This window comes from Pseudomonas sp. W22_MBD1_FP4 (assembly GCF_052113765.1).
Taxonomy (GTDB): domain Bacteria; phylum Pseudomonadota; class Gammaproteobacteria; order Pseudomonadales; family Pseudomonadaceae; genus Aquipseudomonas; species Aquipseudomonas sivasensis.
Genome location: NZ_JBGQOI010000017.1, coordinates 1 through 18090 on the forward strand (window position 1 = coordinate 1; position 18090 = coordinate 18090).

Consider the following 18090-nt stretch of genomic DNA (forward strand, 5'->3'; position numbering starts at 1 on the left):
CCACTCCGTTGGGGCGGGGGCGTTTACCTTTTGCCGAAAGGCCGACATGCAGTTCGGTGGGGGTGGGTCTTCCCCCCCCCCCCACGAAAGCACTATTTTCCCAGAATGTGTTTTCACCAAAGAGGTGTAGATACCTCTGCCTGTGAGGGGCAAATCGAATCGTCGCACCGCCCCTCCCCCATTTTTGAATGGCTTACCAAGTCAGGACCGCACCTACCGCAAAGGTATCGGTGTCTTCATTCTGCGCACGGGTGTCATGCCCCTTGATCTGGAATTGGTTGTACTCCGCCACCAGCTTCAGGTTGTCGTTCACGTCATGAAACAACGCAATCCCGCGCGTCTCATAATCCGCCCCGCTGCCCACCACGCCGTTGCCGTCGTCCTCTGTCTTGCCGTAGGACAGCGCCAGACGGTTCTTGCCCACTTTGTACGAGCCTTGCACCAGGTAACCGTTGCTGTCCACATTGCGCAGGGTGGCTTCCCCGGCATTGTTGGTGAAGAACGGGTTGATGCCCTTGGCCTGGAAGCCCGAACCGGTCAGCGACAAGCCGCCGATTTTCGCCTGTACGCCATAGCCCAGGCCTTTGGACGTCACCGATTCGACGGTGGAGTCGGTGTTGTCCGAAGTCTGGTAGCTGCCATTGAGCCAGCTGTAGATCTTCGCCCCGCCCAGGTCGAACTGGTAGGTGATCTCGCTCTCGGTGCGCGGGTTCTTCTGGTAGGCCTTGCCCAGTGCGCTGCTGTCGTTGGTGTCCACCGGGTCCATGATGCCTACAGCCACGCGCAGGCCGTCCATCATTGGGGTGCGGTAGGTAATCTGCGAGGTGGGGAACGGGTACGGGTAGCCGCTGCCGATATTGCCGAACGACACACCGCCGCCGTCCACCAGGCCAAGGCTGTCGCTGACCTGGCCGTAACCGGCGAGCAGTTCATCGAGCAGGATATTGGAGCGGGCGAACAGGCCGAAGTCCTTGCCGATCAGCACTTCGCCCCACTCTGGGTTCGCCACGGTACCGTAAAACTGGCGCACATCGATGGCGGTGTCGGTGCCGTTGGTTTCGCTGTCGTTGATCGTCACCCAAAACGAGGCGCGGGCGCCGAGCTTGAGGTCGTCGACCTGCTTGCCCATGTTGAAGCCCAAGTAGTTGGGCAGAAAACCCATCTTCACCCGGGATTGGCGGCGGTCGTATTGGTCGCCGGCGCGGTCCACGTCACTGTTGACGTAGAAAGCGTTGATGTAGCCGTCGGTGGAAAAGGTGGTTTCGTCCTTGTCGTACAGCATGATTTCGGCGTCAGCGAACGGGCTGAGGCTAAGGCCGACGATAAAAGCAGGTAACAGACGCAGGGGGAGATTTTTATTGTTATGCATGGCGCGCTCCGCAACGGGGACTTGATGTCGGAGGCGATTATCGAAAAGCGCCAGGCCACGGCCTACGCTGCCTTGGCCGTGGTTTCAGGGTGCTTTGGACGGGCAGCGGGTGCCCGGCAACTCTGGTGTAAGACGGGCCCGGTCACAGGCCCGGCACTTAGTGCGTAAGACCGGCCTTGACCAACATGCCCACAGCCACCAGTACACACAGACTGGCAAACCCCACCTGCAAGGTGCGCGCGGGGATCACGGAACACAGGCGCCGGCCGACCAGCATGCCGACGATACTGGCGCCGATAAACGCCCAGCCCACCGGTTCGATGCTCACCCCGGCATGCAACGCACCGGCCACGCCGATCAGCGAGATCAGGCTGATCACCATCAACGAGGTGGCGACGATGCCGCGCATCTGCACGTCGGTGAGTTGTTTGAACGCCGGCACGATCAGGAAGCCTCCGCCCACGCCGAGCAAACCGGAGACCGCACCGGTCACGGCGCCGAGCGCGGCCAGGGTGGCGCTGCATTTGGCGGTCCAGGCCAGGCGTCCGGTCTGTTGATTGAGCATGCAGTTCTTCTGGCCCCAGGAGGCGGCGCCGTGATCACTCGGCCCGGCCTCGACCTTTTCACGCTGCAACATGCGCCAGGCCACCAGCACCATCAGCGCACTGAACAAGTCCATCAGCACCGGTTCCGTCATTTGGTGAGCAAGAAACACCCCCAGCGGCGAAAACAGCGCGCCGAGCAAGGCGATCAGCAGCGCGGCGCGGTAACGCACCAGGCCGTGGCGCAAGCCATCAATCGCACCGACGGCCGCCGCCGCGCCCACCGCCAGCAAAGACACCGGCGCGGCCTGGGTCATGCTCAAGCCCAATCCCAGCACCAACGCCGGCACCCCAAGGATGCCGCCGCCCGCACCGGTCAGGCCCATGACCAGGCCCATCAACACACCCAACACACTGGCCAGCAGCATTCAGTCCACCTTGCTCAGACGGGTCAGCCACTCGCGGCCCTTGAGCATGCCGTTCCAGTAGAACCACGGCAGCAGCGTAGCCTTGAGGAACCACATCGAACGGCGCGCCTTGGTCGGATCGAGGGCGAAAGTCGGCAGCAACTTGCCGCCGTAGCCGAACTCGGCAAGCACCACCTTGCCCTTCTCCACCGTCAGCGGGCAGGACCCGTAGCCGTCGTACTTGAGCGGCAAGGTTGCTTGCTTACGCAGGGCCAGCAGGTTTTCGGCAACCACCACGATCTGCTTGCGCACAGCGGCGGCGGTCTTGGCGTTGGTGGTGCCGCACACATCGCCCAGGCCGAAGATGTGCGGGTAGTGCAGGTGTTGCAGGGTATGGGGGTGCACTTCACACCAACCGGCGGCGTCGGCCAGCGGGCTTTGGCGGATAAAGTCCGGGGCGACTTGCGGCGGGACGACGTGCAGCAGGTCGAAGGATTTCTCTTCAACCGTCGTATTGCCCTCGGCGTCTTTCACTGCAAACCAGGCCTTGCGTGCCGGACCGTCAACTTTCACCAGATTGGAATTGAACGCCAGGCGCGCTTTGTATTTTTCAACGTACTTCATCAACGGCGGCACAAAGGTCGCCACCCCGAACAGCGCCGCGCCGGCCAGGTTGAATTCCACATCAATGTGCTTGAGACGGCCCTGCTTGAGCCAGTGATCGCAGGACAGGTACATGGCTTTCTGCGGCGCGCCGGCGCATTTGATCGGCATGGCCGGCTGGGTGAAGATCGCCTTGCCGCCCTTCAACTGCTGCACCAACTGCCAGGTGTAGGCGGCGTATTCGTAGCTGTAGTTGGACGTGACACCGTGCTGACCGAGGGTGTCTTGCAAGCCCTCAATGGCCTCCCAGGCCAGGCGCAGGCCGGGACACACAATCAGATGTTGCCAACTCACGCGCTGGCCGCTGTCGAGTAAGAGGGTTTGCTCGTCCGGCAGCACCTCGCTGACCGCTGCCTGTATCCAGGTGACGCCATTAGGCAGCACGTCGGCCAACGGGCGGCGGGTCTTTTTCAGGTCATAGGCGCCGCCGCCCACGAGGGTCCAGGCCGGCTGGTAGCAATGGTGGTCGTTGGGTTCGATGAGGGTGATGTTCAGGTCGGGGTCGCGCTTGAGCAGGCTGGCCAGCAGGCCGATGCCTGCCGAACCGCCGCCGATGACAACGATATCGCCACTGATGGTTGGGCCCCAGTGTTGTTCGGTCATGGTCTGATGCCTTTTATCGTCAATGCACACAAGGGTCGTTGCCGTATGGCGTCACGCCCAGCTTTTTATGACCGCGCCGCAGTACAGCCCGGACAGGGTTTTCATCACTTGGATCACTTCGTGGCTGGCCAGCCCGTAGAAGATGTACTTGCCTTCCCGACGGGTGGCGACCAACCCTTCGTCGCGCAAGATGCCCAACTGTTGTGACAGGGTGGGCTGGCGCACGCCGGTCATGGTTTCCAGCTCGCCGACGTTGCGCTCGCCCTGGGTTAACTGGCACAGGATCAACAGGCGATCCTCATTGGCCAGGGCCTTGAGCAAGGCACAGGCCTTGGACGCCGACGCGCGCAACTGGGCGACTTCGCCTTCACTCAGAGTAGATTCCATTTGCCTCGGGTCCTTTGCCTCACTTAAGCTCAAAACATTATGTGTAAATGTAAAGTGATTGTAATCACTTTTTTCAGCATCAGGGGCAGCCGTCATGTCAGCGTTGATTCATTCCTTTCTGGACGAGACGTCGTCGACCTACACCTACGTCGTCTATGAAACGGACGGCGGCCCCTGTGCCATCGTCGATTCGGTTCTCAACTACGACCCGGCCTCCGGGCGTACTGACACCGCCCAGGCCGACAAGGTTATTGCCTTTGTGCGTGAGCACAGCTTGCAAGTGCAGTGGCTGTTGGAGACACACGCCCATGCCGACCACCTGTCCGCCGCGCCGTACCTGCGCCGGACATTGGGCGGCAAGATCGCCATTGGTCAGTCGATCAGCAAGGTGCAGGGCGTGTTCAAGAACCTGTTCAACCTGGAGCCGGAATTTCGCGTCGACGGCTCGCAGTTCGACCACCTGTTTGCGCCGGATGAAATCTTTCACATCGGCAACCTCAAGGCCCAGGCGCTGCACGTGCCCGGCCACACCCCGGCGGACATGGCTTATCTGATCGAGGATCGATTGATCCTGGTCGGCGACACCCTGTTCATGCCCGATGTCGGCACGGCCCGCTGCGACTTCCCTGGCGGCGATGCGCGGCAGCTGTATGCGTCGATGCGCAAGCTGTTGGCCTTCGCTCCCGACACGCAGCTTTACGTGTGCCATGACTACCCGCCCGAGGGTCGCGAGGCAAAATGCCTGACGACCGTGGCGCAGCAGCGAGCGGGCAATATTCATGTGCATGACGGAGTGGATGAAGCGACGTTTGTGGCGATGCGCACCCAACGCGATGCTGGGCTGGGGATGCCCACGCTGTTGTTGCCGGCGATCCAAGTGAATGTGCGGGCCGGTCATATGCCGCCAGCGGAGGCAAACGGGGTGGTTTACTTGAAGATTCCGTTGAACCAGCTCTAAAGCCGCCCCGCATGGCGTCCATGCCATTGAATGTTCCGAGGGTGTTACGCAGGTGTGATCAGGCTACGGCAAATTTCGACACGATCTGCTTGAGGTCCACCGCCAGCCGCGACAGCTCTTGGCTGGCAATCGACGTCTGACCGGCCGCCGAAGAACTCTGGATGGAAAGATCACGGATGCTGATCAGGTTCTGGTCCACCGAGCGGGCCACATGGGCCTGTTCTTCAGAGGCCGTGGCGATCAACAGGTTGCGGTCATTGATGTCGGTAATGGCGTCGGTGATCTGAGTAATCGCGGCGCCCGCTTCATGGGCGATCTTCAATGAATCCACTGCTTCGTTGCGGTTAAGGGCCATGGAAGACACCGCTTCGCTGGAGCATGTTTGGATTTTCGCGATCATCTGCTCGATTTCCTGGGTCGAGGTCTGGGTTCTATGGGCCAATGCCCGTACTTCGTCGGCGACGACCGCAAAGCCTCGGCCCTGCTCCCCTGCCCTGGCCGCCTCAATGGCGGCGTTCAACGCCAGCAGGTTGGTTTGCTCGGCAATTGAACGGATCACTTCAACCACTCGGGCAATATCCTGGGCCTGCTTGGCCAGCCCTTCGACTTCGACGCCGGTCTGCTGCACCGTGGCGCTGAGCTTCTCGATGGAGGCGATGGTTTGCTTCACACGCTCCTGGCCGACTTTGGCCGAGCGCTGGGAATCCTGTGTTGACTGGGAAGCCGACACCGCATTGCGCGCCACTTCTTCCACGGCCGCCGTCATTTCGTTAACCGCCGTCGCGGCCTGATCGGTTTCCATGCTTTGGCGTTCAATACCGGCGCTGGACTCGCGGGTAATGGCGCTCATCTCCTCCGCCGCCGCAGCCAATTGCCCGGACGCTTCCGAGATATGCTGCAAGGTGCTTTTCAGGTTCATTTGCATAGACGCGGTAGATCGTTGCAACTCGGTCAACTCGTCGTTGCCATTGATGGCAATCGCCACGCGCAGATCGCCGTCAGCAATCTTGCCGGTCGATACCAACAGTTCGCGGACTGGAGTAATGATGCTGCGGGTAAACAGGCTTGCAACCACGACGGTGATCATCAAGGAGGTGCCCATCAATATCCAAGTGAACAGACGCGCCGCGTCATATTCGCTGGAAGCCACCTCCACCGCAGCACTGGAGCCGCGGGCATTCAACGCGATTAGCTCGCTGATAGTACGCTGCACATCAAGTGCAATTGGCCCATTGACGTCACGCAAATAAGTCGACATCTGTTCAGCGGACAGCGTGGAGGCTTGCGCAATGAACTCATCCATCTTCTGGCTGTAGTTCTTTATGCCAGTCAATGCGTCGTTGTACTTGGCTTGTTCTTCGGGGCTTGAGACTAACGGCGCATACCGATCGGCAACATCAATAGCCTCCTTGCGCGTCGCTTTAAGCTTTTCAAGGGAGGCCGGATCCTGGCGGCCGATATCCATGGCATAACGACGCAGATCAAGAAGAAGCTTGTTAAAAGCCGAATCCATCTCACCTGCCAAACGAATACTGGGAAGCCAGTTAGTTTCGATTTCAACCGTCGATGAATAGACTTTATCGACTTTTATCAGCGTCATTGCTCCTTGGATCAACAGCAGAAGACACACCACGCCAAAACAAAGTGTGGTACGAAAGTTCAGCTTCAAGGCTCTCATGGACATAGCGGCTCACCCCTTTCCTTAGCCGCGAACTCCACGGCCTGATGGGGATTAATGTGTTAAACCAGACGTGAAAAATACGTGACTAATTAGGTATTTTTTTATTGGCAACCCTAAATATTTAAATAGCGAGTTTAGTTGTCTAGCTAACTATTAACGTGCCAAGGGAAACCGCGCCACTTTATTAGACCATCAGTCCATCTCTTGGCAGTGGCAATGCTGTTTTGTAACGCACTTGTTTGAGGGCAAAACTGGAGCGGATATTCGCCACCCCCGGTACCTTGGTCAGAAAGTCCATCATGAACCGCTCCAGCGACTGGATCGTCGGCACCAACACCCGAATCAAATAGTCCGGATCACCGGCCATCAAATAGCACTCCATCACCTCGGGCCGGTCGGAAATCGCGCCTTCGAACTGCTGCAACGCCAGCTCGTTCTGCTTTTCAAGGCTCACATGGATAAACACGTTGACGTGCAGCCCCAGTAAATCGGCGTCGAGCAGCGTGACCTGCTCGCGAATCAGGCCCAATTCCTCCATCGCCTTGACCCGGTTGAAACACGGCGTGGGCGACAGGTTGACCGAGCGGGCCAGGTCGGCGTTGGTGATGCGGGCATTCTCCTGCAGAGCGTTGAGAATGCCGATATCGGTACGGTCCAGTTTGCGCATGAGACAAAATCACCTGTTTATTATGTTTATGCAGGTTTTTTATCCGCAATTGATCCCAGGCGCAACGAAACAGAGATAAATATTCTTCTACGCCACGCCTATGATTGTTGTAGGACAAGATTTCTTCTACCCGAAGACTGACTGTCAGCTAGCGCGCCCACTACAAGAAATTCACAAGATCGAGCGTAGAAGCCATGACCCAGCAGTACGAACCACTGCGCCTGCACGTCCCTGAACCCTCGGGCCGACCAGGCTGCAAGACCGACTTCACCTACCTGCGCCTGACCGACGCCGGCCTGGTGCGCAAACCCGCCATCGACGTAGAACCCGCCGACACCGCCGACCTGGCCAAGGGCCTGATCCGCGTACTCGACGACCAAGGCCAAGCCTTGGGACCGTGGGCCGAAGGCGTCTCCACTGACATCATGCGCAAAGGCATGCGTGCGATGCTCAAGACGCGCATCTTCGACAACCGCATGGTGGTCGCACAACGTCAGAAAAAAATGTCGTTCTACATGCAAAGCCTCGGCGAAGAAGCCATCGGCAGCGCCCAGGCCCTGGCCTTGAACATCGACGACATGTGCTTCCCCACCTACCGCCAGCAAAGCATCCTGATGGCCCGCGACGTGCCACTGGTGGACCTGATCTGCCAGTTGCTGTCCAACGAGCGCGACCCGCTCAAGGGTCGCCAGTTGCCGATCATGTATTCGGTGAAAGACGCCGGCTTCTTCACCATTTCCGGCAACCTCGCCACCCAATTCGTTCAGGGCGTGGGCTGGGGCATGGCCTCAGCGATCAAGGGCGATACCAAGATCGCCTCGGCCTGGATCGGCGACGGCGCCACCGCCGAATCCGACTTCCACACCGCCCTCACCTTTGCCCACGTGTACCGCGCGCCGGTGATTCTCAACGTGGTCAACAACCAATGGGCTATCTCCACCTTCCAGGCCATCGCCGGCGGTGAAGCCACCACTTTCGCCGGACGCGGCGTCGGCTGTGGCATCGCTTCCCTGCGCGTGGACGGCAACGACTTTATCGCCGTGTACGCTGCCTCCGCCTGGGCCGCTGAACGTGCGCGGCGCAACCTCGGCCCGAGCCTGATCGAGTGGGTCACCTACCGCGCCGGCCCGCACTCCACGTCCGATGACCCGTCCAAATACCGCCCCGCCGATGACTGGAGCCACTTCCCGTTGGGCGATCCGATTGCTCGTCTCAAACAGCACCTGATCAAGATTGGCCAGTGGTCCGAAGAGGAACACGCGGCGGTCAGTGCTGAACTTGAAGCCGAGGTGATCGCCGCGCAGAAACAGGCCGAACAGTACGGCACCCTGGCCGGTGGCCAGATCCCAAGCGCCGCGACCATGTTCGAAGACGTCTATAAAGAGATGCCGGAGCACTTGAAGCGCCAGCGTCAAGAGTTGGGGGTCTGACATGAACGATCACAACAACAGCATCGAATTGGAAACCGCCATGACCACCACCACCATGACCATGATCCAGGCCCTGCGCTCGGCCATGGATGTGATGCTTGAACGTGATGACAACGTGGTGGTGTTCGGCCAGGACGTGGGTTACTTCGGCGGTGTGTTCCGTTGCACCGAAGGCTTGCAGACCAAGTACGGCAGCTCGCGGGTGTTCGACGCACCGATCTCGGAAAGCGGCATTATCGGCGTGGCCGTGGGCATGGGTGCCTATGGCCTGCGCCCGGTGGCTGAGATTCAGTTTGCCGACTATGTGTACCCCGCCACCGACCAGATCATCTCCGAAGCGGCGCGCCTGCGTTATCGCTCGGCCGGCCAGTTCACTGCACCGCTGACCATGCGCATGCCCTGCGGCGGCGGCATCTACGGCGGCCAGACTCACAGCCAGAGCATCGAAGCGGTGTTCACCCAGGTCTGCGGCTTGCGCACGGTGATGCCGTCCAACCCATACGACGCTAAAGGCCTGCTGATTGCGTCCATCGAAAACGATGACCCGGTGATCTTCCTTGAGCCTAAACGCCTGTACAACGGCCCGTTCGATGGCCACCACGACCGCCCGGTAACACCGTGGTCGAAACACCCGCAAGCGCAGGTGCCGGACGGTTACTACACCGTGCCGCTGGACGTGGCCGCCATTGTGCGTCCGGGTTCGGCAGTCACCGTGCTGACCTACGGCACCACGGTTTATGTGTCCCAAGTCGCTGCCGAAGAAACCGGCATCGACGCCGAAGTCATCGACCTGCGCAGCCTGTGGCCGCTGGACCTGGAGACCATCGTCAAATCCGTGAAGAAAACCGGCCGTTGCGTGGTGGTACACGAAGCCACCCGCACCTGCGGTTTTGGTGCCGAGTTGGTGGCGCTGGTGCAAGAGCATTGCTTCCACCACCTGGAAGCGCCGATCGAACGCGTCACCGGTTGGGACACCCCTTACCCGCACGCGCAGGAGTGGGCGTATTTCCCAGGCCCGTCCCGAGTGGGCGCGGCGTTGAAACGGGTCATGGAGGTCTGAATGGGCACGCACGTTATCAAGATGCCGGACATTGGCGAAGGCATCGCGGAAGTTGAACTGTCGGTCTGGCATGTGAAGGTCGGCGACATGGTCGTCGAAGACCAGGTGCTGGCGGATGTGATGACCGACAAGGCGATGGTGGATATTCCCTCGCCGGTGCACGGCAAAGTAATTTCCCTTGGCGGCGAGCCGGGTGAAGTGATGGCCGTGGGCAGTATTCTGATCAGCATTGAAGTAGAAGGTGCGGGCAACGCCAAGGAGGCGCCCGTGGTGGCGGAGCCGGTGAAAGCTGCTCCCGTTGTCGAGGCCAAACCTGCACCAGTGGTTGAAAGCAAGCCCGCGCCCGTCGTGACCGCACAGGCCCCTGTGGCCCGCGATGCCGATGAACGCCCCCTGGCCTCCCCCGCCGTGCGCAAGCATGCGCTGGATGCCGGAATTCAACTGCGTCTGGTCCAGGGCTCCGGCCCCGCCGGGCGGATCCTGCACGAAGACCTCGACGCCTACCTGCAACAAGGGGCGTCAAAAGCTTCGACGGCAGCCAACCCTTACGCCGAACGCAACACCGAAGAACAGATCCCGGTGATCGGCATGCGCCGCAAGATTGCCCAGCGCATGCAGGACGCCACCCGCCGTGCCGCGCATTTCAGCTATGTGGAAGAGATCGACGTCACCGCCCTCGACGAGCTGCGCGTGCACCTCAACGAGAAGCATGGCGCCACGCGCGGCAAGCTGACGTTACTGCCGTTTATCGTGCGCGCCATGGTCGTGGCGCTGCGGGATTTCCCGCAGATCAACGCGCGTTATGACGACGAAGCCCAGGTCATCACCCGCCTCGGCGCGGTGCATGTGGGCGTCGCCACCCAGAGCGATGTGGGCTTGATGGTGCCGGTGGTGCGTCACGCCGAAGCCCGCAGCCTGTGGGGCAATGCCGAGGAAATCGCGCGTTTGGCCACGGCCGCGCGCAATGGCAAGGCCAGTCGTGACGAGTTGTCGGGTTCGACCATTACCTTGACCAGCCTGGGCGCCTTGGGCGGCATCGTCAGCACCCCGGTGCTGAACTTGCCGGAGGTGGCCATCGTTGGCGTCAACCGTATCGTTGAACGGCCGATGGTGATCAAGGGCCAGATCGTGATTCGCAAAATGATGAACCTCTCCAGCTCCTTCGATCACCGCGTGGTCGATGGCATGGACGCGGCGCAATTCATCCAGGCCATTCGCGGCCTGCTCGAACAACCCGCCAGCCTGTTCCTGGAGTAAGGGCATGACTCAGACATTGCATACCACGCTGCTGATTATCGGCGGCGGCCCTGGCGGTTATGTGGCCGCCATTCGTGCCGGCCAACTGGGCATCCCGACCATCCTGGTGGAAGGCCAGGCGTTGGGCGGCACCTGCCTGAACATCGGCTGCATTCCGTCCAAGGCCTTGATCCATGTGGCCGAGCAGTTTCAGCAAACCATCCACCATAGCCAGGGTTCGCAACTGGGTATCGAAGTGGATGTGCCGACCCTGGACATCCGCAAAAGCGTTGAATGGAAAAACGGCATCGTCGACCGCCTGACCACTGGCGTCGCCGCACTGCTTAAAAAGCACAAAGTGCAGGTGATCCACGGCTGGGCCGAGGTGGTGGACGGCAAGACCGTCGACGTTGGCGACCAGCGCATCCAGTGCGAACACCTGCTGCTGGCCACCGGTTCGAAAAGCGTCAACCTGCCGATGCTGCCAATTGGCGGGCCGATCATCTCCTCCACCGAAGCCCTGGCGCCGACCCGGGTGCCCAAGCGCCTGATTGTGGTGGGCGGCGGCTACATTGGCCTTGAGCTGGGGATTGCCTACCGCAAGCTGGGCGCTGAGGTGAGTGTGGTCGAGGCCCAGGATCGCATCCTGCCGGCTTACGACGCCGAGCTGACCCAGCCGGTGAACGAATCTCTCAAGCAACTGGGGGTGAAGCTGTACCTCAAGCACAGCGTCACCGGGTTTGCCGACAACTGCCTGCAAGTGCGTGATCCGAACGGCGACACGGTGTCGCTGAAGACCGATCAGGTCCTGGTGGCCGTGGGTCGCAAACCCAACACCCAAGGCTGGAACCTTGAAGCGCTGAACCTGGCGATGAATGGCGCGGCAATCAAGATCGACAGCCGTTGCCAGACCAGCATGCGCAATGTGTACGCCATCGGCGACTTGAGCGGCGAGCCGATGCTCGCCCACCGCGCCATGGCCCAGGGCGAAATGGTTGCCGAACTGATCAGCGGTCAACACCGCGAATTCAACCCGGCGGCAATCCCGGCGGTGTGCTTTACCGACCCGGAACTGGTGGTGGTCGGCAAGACGCCCGATGAAGCCAAGGCCGCCGGCCTGGACTGCATCGTGTCGAGTTTCCCCTTCGCAGCCAACGGCCGGGCGATGACCCTGGAGTCGAAAACCGGCTTCGTGCGAGTGGTGGCGCGGCGTGACAATCATCTGATTGTCGGCTGGCAGGCCGTGGGTGTGGGTGTATCTGAGCTGTCCACTGCGTTCGGCCTGAGCCTGGAAATGGGTTCGCGCCTGGAGGATGTAGCCGGCACCATCCACGCTCACCCGACGCTCGGCGAGGCGGTCCAGGAAGCTGCGCTGCGCGCATTGGGCCACGCGTTGCATCTGTAAAACCGTGGTGAGGCCATCGGGGGCAAGTCGAATCGTCGCACCGCCCCTCCCACAGGGGAATGCATTCCACATGTGGGACGGGGCTTGCCCCCCGATAGCGGTGGATCGGTCAATACAGAGGCTGAAGGCGTCCACCCAGTGACTCCCACACAAGCCAAGAATGAAGTATTGTTGCGCCCATTCAGAAAAAAACCGACTTGACCAAAGATAGAGGGTGTCATGGGTAACGAAAGCATCAATTGGGACAAGCTGGGTTTTGACTACATCAAGACCGACAAACGGTATATCCAGACCTTTAAAGACGGCGAGTGGCAAGCAGGCTCCCTGACTGACGACAACGTGCTGCACATCAGTGAGGGCTCCACCGCTCTGCACTATGGCCAGCAGTGCTTTGAAGGCCTCAAGGCCTACCGCTGCAAGGACGGCTCGATCAACCTGTTCCGTCCGGACCAGAATGCCGCGCGCATGCAACGCAGCTGCGCCCGCCTGCTGATGCCCCATGTGCCGACCGACGTGTTCATCGACGCCTGCAAACAGGTGGTCAAGGCCAACGAGCGCTTCATCCCGCCGTACGGCAGTGGCGGCGCGCTGTACCTGCGCCCGTTCGTAATCGGTACCGGTGACAACATCGGCGTGCGTACCGCGCCGGAGTTCATCTTCTCGGTGTTCTGCATTCCGGTCGGTGCCTACTTCAAGGGCGGCCTGGTGCCACACAACTTCCAGATCTCCACCTTCGACCGCGCCGCGCCACAAGGCACCGGTGCTGCGAAAGTGGGCGGCAACTACGCGGCCAGCTTGATGCCGGGCTCTGAAGCGAAAAAATCCGGTTTCGCCGATGCGATCTACCTGGACCCGATGACCCACTCGAAGATCGAAGAAGTCGGCTCGGCCAACTTCTTCGGGATCACCCACGACAACACGTTCATCACGCCGAAGTCGCCTTCGGTGCTGCCAGGCATCACCCGCCTGTCGCTGATCGAACTGGCCAAGACCCGCTTGGGCCTGGAAGTGGTTGAAGGCGAAGTGTTCATCGACAAGCTGGCTGACTTCAAGGAAGCCGGCGCCTGCGGTACTGCTGCGGTGATCTCGCCGATCGGCGGCATCCAGTACAACGGCAACCTGCATGTATTCCACAGCGAAACCGAAGTCGGCCCGATCACCCAGAAGCTCTACAAAGAGCTGACCGGTGTGCAGACCGGCGACGTCGAAGCGCCAGCGGGTTGGATCGTGAAGGTCTAACAGCCTCAACGCATATCCCATGTGGGAGGGGGCTTGCCCCCGATAGCAGTGGGTCAGTCAATGAATCTGTTGACTGATACACCGCCATCGGGAGCAAGCCCCCTCCCACATTTGCTCTCCGGCGTATTCAAGACTCTTTCGGGATATTCTCGGCAATCTTCTTCCCCATGCTGACCCTCGCCTCCACCCCATACCCCAACGCCTCGTAAAACCCCGCCACCGCCTCATTGCCACTGGTGATCTGCAGGTTGATCTTCATGCAGCCCAGCGCCGTCAACGCCTGTTCCGCATGCCGCACCAGCGAGGAGCCCAGGCCATGACGCCGGTAGTCCGTGTGCACCGCCACCGAATAGAGCCAACCACGATGCCCGTCGTACCCGGCGAGAATGGTGCCGATCACGGTTTTTTTATCCGTCGCCACGAAGAACAACCCGTCATTGACCGCCAGCTTCTTATCGATCGCCAGGCTCGGCAGGTTATGGGCCGTGTCATAACCAAACGCCGCCTGCCATAGCTCAATCACCTGCGCGCGATGCGGACGATCGCGATATGGCCCGATGGGGTAGCGCGATGACAACGTCTTTTCCATCACCAGCGTGCGCTCGTTGCCATGGTAAACATCGCGCACCGTGTGAAACCCCAGCTTGGTGTAGAACGGCTCGGCGGTCAGCGAAGACGGCACACTTAATACGGTGACTCCTGCTTCGCGGGCGCGTAGTTCGATTTCCATCATCAGCAACCGGCCAATGCCCTGCCCTTGCAAGGTCGGGTTGACGAACACCGAGCGCACCACATTGGCATCAAGTGCCGCCGTGGCGACCACCCTCTGATCCTCAATCGCCACCAGCACGACACGGCGCTTGAGCAAGGTCAACACCGCGTCCGGCGTGAAGTTGCTCGCCACACGGGCAATCACGTCCGCCGGGTAATCCCGCGCATTGCTGCTGTGCAGGGCCGCCAGGATGACCTGGCTGATCCCTTCGGCATCGGTGGGTTGGGCGAGACGAACGGCGGTAGACATGATTCCTCCTGGCTGACGGCGCGATAACAGGCGCCACTGTACCAATGTGGGAGGGGGCTTGCCCCTCCCACATTTTGACCGCATTCCACCTCTCGCAGCCGATTCGGCTGGCCTACCCCCCTTTTCAGCTTTCCCGGCTGAGCCGCCCCTGGGTTTCAGCCGGGATTCATCCCGCACAAGCCACAAAATAGCCCCACTGCATCTTTGTTCACCGCCTTACTCATGGATCCGTGCACCCATGCAAACCACCAACACCGTCTTGATGATTCGCCCGGCGCGCTTTGCCTTCAACCCGGACACTGCGATCAACAACCGCTTTCAACGCCCGCCCCTTGACCCGCTCAGCGCACAGCAGAAAGCGCTGGAAGAGTTCGACGGTTATGTCGACACCCTGCGCCAGCACGGCGTAGAAGTGCTGGTGGTGCAGGACACTCCGGCGCCCCACACTCCCGACTCAATCTTCCCCAACAACTGGTGGAGCAGCCACGCCGACGGCAGCCTGGTGCTGTACCCGATGGAAGGCCAGAACCGACGACTGGAGCGCAACAAGGGTGTGTTGCAAGTGCTGGAGCAACGTTTTGCGATCAACAGCACCATCGACCTCAGCCATCTCGAACAACAGAACATATTCCTCGAAGGCACCGGCAGCATGGTGCTCGACCGCCAACACCGCATCAGCTACGCCTGCCACTCCGGGCGCACCCATCAGGATGCGCTGCGCGAATTCGCCGAACGCCTCGACTACCGGCTCTGCGTATTCCATGCGGTTGACCGCCACCACGCGCCGATTTACCACAGCAACGTGATGATGAGCGTCGGCCGCGACCTTTCGGTGGTGTGCCTGCAAGCCCTGCCCGACCAAAACGAACGCCTGGCCCTGGAACGCTCCCTGCGCGACACCGGCAAGGACATCCTCGCCCTCGACTTCGACCAATTGGAAGCCTTCGCCGGCAACATGCTTGAAGTCCACGACCGCGACGGCCACCCGCTGCTGGTGATGTCTGCCAGCGCCTGGGGCGCACTGCAACCGGCCCAGCGCCAGCATGTGGAACGCCATACGCGGCCTGTGGTGGTGAATATCGACAACATCGAACGCATCGGCGGCGGCAGTGCCCGCTGCATGCTCGCGGAAGTGCACCTGCCCGCCCGCCCCTCATTTCAATAAGGAGTCTTGCCATGACCCGCTATATCGACGTCAACGACCTCAGCTACCTGGTCTCGCAAAAAGGCCTGCAAACCTGCATCACCGAGATGGCCGAGTACATTCGCGCGGACTACCTGCGCTGGCAGGATTTTGAAAAGTGCGCGCGCCTGGCCAACCACTCGCCGGATGGCGTGATCGAGTTGATGCCGGTGTCAGACGCGTCGCTGTACGCCTTCAAGTACGTCAACGGCCACCCAAAAAACACCCTCGCCGGAATGCTCACCGTCATGGCGTTCGGTGCGTTGGGCGACGTGGACACCGGCAAACCAGTGCTGCTGGCAGAAATGACCCTGACTACCGCCATTCGCACCGCCGCCACCTCGGCGCTGGTCGCGCGTTATCTGGCCCGAGACAACAGCCGCAGCATGGCGTTGATCGGCAACGGCTCGCAGAGCGAGTTTCAGGCCCTGGCCTTCCACGCCATGCTCGGCATCAACGAAATCCGCCTGTTCGATATCGACGCCAAGGCCACCGCCAAACTGGCAGCCAACCTCAAGGCCTTCCCGGCAATCAGGGTGATCCTGGCCAGCAGCGTGGCGGAAGCGGTCAAGGGCGCGGATATCGTCACCACCGTGACCGCGGACAAGGCCTACGCCACCATCCTTACTGACGAGATGATCGAACCAGGCATGCACCTCAATGCCGTGGGCGGCGACTGCCCAGGCAAGACCGAACTGGACCAACGCATCGTCGAGCGCGCCCGGGTCATCGTCGAGTACGAGCCGCAAAGCCGTATCGAAGGTGAGATCCAGCACATGCCGAAAGACTCGCCAGTGACCGAGCTGTGGCAGGTGATCAACGGCCAGGTAGCCGGCCGCGAGAATGAGCGCCAGATCACCCTGTTCGACTCGGTAGGTTTTGCTATCGAAGACTACTCGGCCCTGCGCTACGTGCTCGACGTGGCCAAGGCTCTGGATGTGGGCAGCGAGTTGGAGTTGGTGCCGGACCTGGCCGACCCGAAAGACCTGTTCGCACGCCTGGCCCAGCAGCCACGCGCACAGCACAAAAAGCGCGCCTGAGACCGCTCTGGCCTGCCCCTTTGCGCCGAGGGCAGGCCCGACTTACAGAGCTGAAAAGCCGATTCAGCGGGTGCAACAGCCGATTCCGCTGCAATGCTCGTTTTAACAGCGCAATTTGCGCTTTGAGCACCGGGTAAACGACACAAAAAAAGCACCACCATCAAGCATTCTGAGCCCGACCGAAGAGTCACCGAATGAATGCAAGCCGCACCCTTTTTACTGCCCTGACATCAATTACAAAATATAGGGACTGACACATGATTCCACTGCGATCACTTTTCGCTGCGTTGCTGTTGCCACTGTGCGCCAGCGCCGCCCACGCCCAGGACTGGAAAGAAATCCGCTTCGGCGTATTCCCCGAATACCCACCCTTTGAATCCGTGGCCGCTGACGGCAGCCTGCAAGGCTTCGATATCGAATTGGGCAATGCCATCTGCGCCAAGCTCGAAGTCAAATGCACCTGGGTGCACAACGAGTTCGACGGCATGATCCCGGCGCTGCGCGCGCGCAAATTCGACGCCATCATGTCGTCCATGGCCGTGACGCCGGCCCGTGAAAAAGTCATCGACTTCAGCGACCGGCTGTTCCTCAGCCCAACCTCCGTGATCACCCGCAAAAGCGCCGACTTCGGCGACACGCCTGAATCGTTGAAAGGTAAGCAGGTCGGCGTACTGCAAGGCTCGTTGCAGGAAGCCTATGCACGTGCGCACCTGGCTAAGCTCGGGGCTCAGGTCAAGGCCTACCAGTCCCAGGAACAGAACTACGCCGACCTGCAAAACGGCCGCCTCGACGCCACCCTCACCGACAAACTCGAAGCCCAGCTCAACTTCCTGTCCAAACCTGAAGGCGCCGACTTCAAGACCGGCCCGGCCTTCAAGGACCCGACCCTGCCGCTGGATATCGCCATGGGGTTGCGCAAGAACGACCAGGAATTGCGTGCACTGATCAACAAGGGCATCGCCGCCGTCCAGGCCGATGGCACCTACGCGCAGATCCAGAAGAAGTACTTCGGCGATCAGGACATCTACAACGAATAAGCAAACACAATCCCTGTGGGAAAAGATTTGTGTGGGAGGGGGCTTGCTCCCGATAGCGGTGGGTCAGTCACAACTGCATCAACTGACACACCCTCATCGGGAGCAAGCCCCCTCCCACAAAAGCCCCCCCACAGGGGTATGTCTGCGCCCTTTAGAGATTCC

At 60.6% G+C, this 18090-nt stretch carries 16 protein-coding genes; 9 read left to right on the plus strand and 7 right to left on the minus strand.

Annotation, left to right across the window (positions count from 1 at the left end; genetic code table 11):
• Positions 1-193 precede the first annotated feature (193 nt).
• The 4 genes from ACEN2T_RS20785 to ACEN2T_RS20800 all read right to left on the minus strand — a co-directional run bounded on the left by ACEN2T_RS20785 (position 194) and on the right by ACEN2T_RS20800 (position 3971).
• A complete protein-coding gene (locus tag ACEN2T_RS20785) occupies positions 194-1369 on the minus strand; it encodes a porin (protein WP_032888121.1) in 1176 nt (391 codons plus the stop codon).
• A 157-nt stretch (positions 1370-1526) separates the two neighbouring features.
• Positions 1527-2339 (minus strand): sulfite exporter TauE/SafE family protein, encoded by an 813-nt coding sequence (locus tag ACEN2T_RS20790; RefSeq protein WP_442117453.1) that lies wholly within the window; start codon positions 2337-2339, stop codon positions 1527-1529.
• Positions 2340-3584 (minus strand): FAD-dependent oxidoreductase, encoded by a 1245-nt coding sequence (locus ACEN2T_RS20795; protein WP_442117454.1) that lies wholly within the window; start codon positions 3582-3584, stop codon positions 2340-2342.
• Between the two features lie 51 nt (positions 3585-3635).
• Positions 3636-3971, minus strand: coding sequence for an ArsR/SmtB family transcription factor (locus tag ACEN2T_RS20800; RefSeq protein WP_017527038.1), 336 nt, complete (start codon positions 3969-3971; stop codon positions 3636-3638).
• A gap of 94 nt (positions 3972-4065) precedes the next feature.
• Between ACEN2T_RS20800 and ACEN2T_RS20805 the strand changes: the two genes are divergently transcribed.
• Positions 4066-4929 carry an MBL fold metallo-hydrolase gene (locus ACEN2T_RS20805; RefSeq protein WP_122756808.1) on the plus strand — a complete coding sequence of 288 codons (864 nt, stop codon included), beginning with the start codon at positions 4066-4068 and terminating at the stop codon, positions 4927-4929.
• A gap of 58 nt (positions 4930-4987) precedes the next feature.
• Here the strand turns inward: ACEN2T_RS20805 and ACEN2T_RS20810 are convergent, their stop codons facing one another.
• Complete coding sequence (locus tag ACEN2T_RS20810; protein WP_122756809.1) at positions 4988-6613, minus strand: HAMP domain-containing methyl-accepting chemotaxis protein; 1626 nt, start codon at positions 6611-6613, stop codon at positions 4988-4990.
• Between the two features lie 181 nt (positions 6614-6794).
• On the minus strand, positions 6795-7277 hold the full coding sequence (locus ACEN2T_RS20815) for an Lrp/AsnC family transcriptional regulator (protein ID WP_015884756.1): 483 nt from the start codon (positions 7275-7277) through the stop codon (positions 6795-6797).
• Between the two features lie 194 nt (positions 7278-7471).
• Between ACEN2T_RS20815 and ACEN2T_RS20820 the strand changes: the two genes are divergently transcribed.
• From ACEN2T_RS20820 to ACEN2T_RS20840, 5 genes are all read left to right on the plus strand, one after another.
• The gene (locus ACEN2T_RS20820) at positions 7472-8707 is read left to right on the plus strand and encodes a 3-methyl-2-oxobutanoate dehydrogenase (2-methylpropanoyl-transferring) subunit alpha (RefSeq protein ID WP_122752832.1); all 1236 of its coding nucleotides are present in this window, start codon (positions 7472-7474) and stop codon (positions 8705-8707) included.
• Between the two features lies 1 nt (position 8708).
• Positions 8709-9767 carry an alpha-ketoacid dehydrogenase subunit beta gene (locus tag ACEN2T_RS20825; protein ID WP_032888135.1) on the plus strand — a complete coding sequence of 353 codons (1059 nt, stop codon included), beginning with the start codon at positions 8709-8711 and terminating at the stop codon, positions 9765-9767.
• A complete protein-coding gene (locus ACEN2T_RS20830; protein WP_442117455.1) occupies positions 9768-11024 on the plus strand; it encodes a dihydrolipoamide acetyltransferase family protein in 1257 nt (418 codons plus the stop codon).
• Between the two features lie 4 nt (positions 11025-11028).
• Complete coding sequence (gene lpdA, locus ACEN2T_RS20835) at positions 11029-12408, plus strand: dihydrolipoyl dehydrogenase (RefSeq protein WP_442117456.1); 1380 nt, start codon at positions 11029-11031, stop codon at positions 12406-12408.
• 219 nt (positions 12409-12627) lie between these two features.
• Entirely contained in the window at positions 12628-13647 is a 1020-nt protein-coding gene (locus ACEN2T_RS20840) for a branched-chain amino acid aminotransferase (protein WP_032888142.1), read from the plus strand.
• 127 nt (positions 13648-13774) lie between these two features.
• On the opposite strand, the gene ACEN2T_RS20845 is transcribed toward ACEN2T_RS20840, so the two are convergent.
• Positions 13775-14668 (minus strand): GNAT family acetyltransferase, encoded by an 894-nt coding sequence (locus tag ACEN2T_RS20845; protein WP_442117457.1) that lies wholly within the window; start codon positions 14666-14668, stop codon positions 13775-13777.
• Between the two features lie 238 nt (positions 14669-14906).
• Between ACEN2T_RS20845 and ctlX the strand changes: the two genes are divergently transcribed.
• The 3 genes from ctlX (at position 14907) to ACEN2T_RS20860 (ending at position 17928) form a co-directional block, all read left to right on the plus strand.
• Positions 14907-15833 (plus strand): citrulline utilization hydrolase CtlX, encoded by a 927-nt coding sequence (gene ctlX / locus ACEN2T_RS20850; RefSeq protein ID WP_442117458.1) that lies wholly within the window; start codon positions 14907-14909, stop codon positions 15831-15833.
• 11 nt (positions 15834-15844) lie between these two features.
• Positions 15845-16891 (plus strand): ornithine cyclodeaminase, encoded by a 1047-nt coding sequence (locus tag ACEN2T_RS20855; RefSeq protein WP_099600936.1) that lies wholly within the window; start codon positions 15845-15847, stop codon positions 16889-16891.
• 257 nt (positions 16892-17148) lie between these two features.
• Positions 17149-17928 (plus strand): ABC transporter substrate-binding protein, encoded by a 780-nt coding sequence (locus tag ACEN2T_RS20860; protein WP_032888149.1) that lies wholly within the window; start codon positions 17149-17151, stop codon positions 17926-17928.
• Positions 17929-18090: the final 162 nt, after the last annotated feature.

Excerpts from the sequence above, each read along its gene's own strand:
- ACEN2T_RS20785 (WP_032888121.1), bottom strand. The coding sequence starts at position 1,369 with ATGCATAACAATAAAAATCTCCCCCTGCGTCTGTTACCTGCTTTTATC.
- ACEN2T_RS20790 (WP_442117453.1), bottom strand. The coding sequence starts at position 2,339 with ATGCTGCTGGCCAGTGTGTTGGGTGTGTTGATGGGCCTGGTCATGGGC.
- ACEN2T_RS20795 (WP_442117454.1), bottom strand. The coding sequence starts at position 3,584 with ATGACCGAACAACACTGGGGCCCAACCATCAGTGGCGATATCGTTGTC.
- ACEN2T_RS20800 (WP_017527038.1), bottom strand. The coding sequence starts at position 3,971 with ATGGAATCTACTCTGAGTGAAGGCGAAGTCGCCCAGTTGCGCGCGTCG.
- ACEN2T_RS20805 (WP_122756808.1), top strand. The coding sequence starts at position 4,066 with ATGTCAGCGTTGATTCATTCCTTTCTGGACGAGACGTCGTCGACCTAC.
- ACEN2T_RS20810 (WP_122756809.1), bottom strand. The coding sequence starts at position 6,613 with ATGTCCATGAGAGCCTTGAAGCTGAACTTTCGTACCACACTTTGTTTT.
- ACEN2T_RS20815 (WP_015884756.1), bottom strand. The coding sequence starts at position 7,277 with ATGCGCAAACTGGACCGTACCGATATCGGCATTCTCAACGCTCTGCAG.
- ACEN2T_RS20820 (WP_122752832.1), top strand. The coding sequence starts at position 7,472 with ATGACCCAGCAGTACGAACCACTGCGCCTGCACGTCCCTGAACCCTCG.
- ACEN2T_RS20825 (WP_032888135.1), top strand. The coding sequence starts at position 8,709 with ATGAACGATCACAACAACAGCATCGAATTGGAAACCGCCATGACCACC.
- ACEN2T_RS20830 (WP_442117455.1), top strand. The coding sequence starts at position 9,768 with ATGGGCACGCACGTTATCAAGATGCCGGACATTGGCGAAGGCATCGCG.
- lpdA (WP_442117456.1), top strand. The coding sequence starts at position 11,029 with ATGACTCAGACATTGCATACCACGCTGCTGATTATCGGCGGCGGCCCT.
- ACEN2T_RS20840 (WP_032888142.1), top strand. The coding sequence starts at position 12,628 with ATGGGTAACGAAAGCATCAATTGGGACAAGCTGGGTTTTGACTACATC.
- ACEN2T_RS20845 (WP_442117457.1), bottom strand. The coding sequence starts at position 14,668 with ATGTCTACCGCCGTTCGTCTCGCCCAACCCACCGATGCCGAAGGGATC.
- ctlX (WP_442117458.1), top strand. The coding sequence starts at position 14,907 with ATGCAAACCACCAACACCGTCTTGATGATTCGCCCGGCGCGCTTTGCC.
- ACEN2T_RS20855 (WP_099600936.1), top strand. The coding sequence starts at position 15,845 with ATGACCCGCTATATCGACGTCAACGACCTCAGCTACCTGGTCTCGCAA.
- ACEN2T_RS20860 (WP_032888149.1), top strand. The coding sequence starts at position 17,149 with ATGATTCCACTGCGATCACTTTTCGCTGCGTTGCTGTTGCCACTGTGC.